Annotated in this window: 1 protein-coding gene; it reads left to right on the top strand. The window is 38.1% G+C overall.

Annotation, left to right across the window (positions count from 1 at the left end):
- Positions 1-101 precede the first annotated feature (101 nt).
- Complete coding sequence (locus tag CBG25_RS15710; protein WP_290607824.1) at positions 102-890, top strand: transposase; 789 nt, start codon at positions 102-104, stop codon at positions 888-890.
- The last annotated feature ends 145 nt before the right edge of the window (positions 891-1,035 follow it).

Raw genomic sequence — 1,035 nt, 5'->3', positions numbered from 1 at the left:
AATGATTGCTTTACATAAACGATTATCTCGTAACAGCCGCTCTTTGTTGATCATTTCAAACCTTTATTCTCTAAGTTAAACCTCTTTTTATTCTCAATAGCGTGACAAAAAATGCAAGTCTCTATTCAGCAACTAGTTTATTGATTGCCAAAACACGTAGTAGAAAAATAGAGATGGTTCATTATCAATATTCAGGTAATAAGCATGATGTTATTGCTGGCATAGGTTTGGTTAATTTGCTTTGGCATGATCTGACAAGTGTTGAATCAATTCCTATTGACTATCGTATTTATGATAAAGATTCTGATGGAAAAACAAAAAACACGCACTTTTCCGAAATGCTGGCTCTTGCTAAAAAAAGAGGGATCATGCCAGAAGCGGTAGTGATGGATGCCTGGTATTCTAGCCTAGATAATCTGAAATCAATTCGCTCTCATGGTTGGGTCTGGGTAACCACGCTGAGGAAAAACAGGATTGTTAACCATAATAAACAACTGAACAAGTTAGACATCTCAGAAGAAGGAACTCCAATACACTTACGAGGCTACGGTTGGGTGACTGTTTTCAAATTTACAGCCAAAAACGGCCGTATTGATTATATAGTAACAAACAAAGAGAATCCCACCCGTGAATACGTCAAATCTATCATGGATGCCCGTTGGTCTGTTGAAGTTTATCATCGAGAAGTTAAACAAAATTGTGGTATTGAACGCYGTCAGGCTCGCACGAGCCGAGCGCAAAGAAATCATATTTTTCTCGCTATTTCTGCGTGGTTTGAACAACATAAACGTCGTATATCTGAAAAAATAACCCTTTATCAACAAAATTGGGACGTAATCAAAAATGCTATTGCTGAGCACATCCGTGTTTTATTAGCGTACCCAAATTAGTTTTGTGCGAAACTCGTGGAAAGAAGAAATCATGCGCTATAGTTTATTTGCATCTGCAAAATCAGATGTCAGGTCTGCAAAACCTACCAAGATTATCGCGACATATACACGCCGCGCGCGTGTTTTTTAATGTCGTAATCTAGCC

This window comes from Arsenophonus sp. ENCA (assembly GCF_002287155.1).
Classification (GTDB): Bacteria; Pseudomonadota; Gammaproteobacteria; order Enterobacterales; family Enterobacteriaceae; genus Arsenophonus; species Arsenophonus nilaparvatae.
The sequence above is the reverse complement of the archived record's forward strand: the minus strand, read 5'-3'. Positions and strand labels throughout refer to the sequence as shown.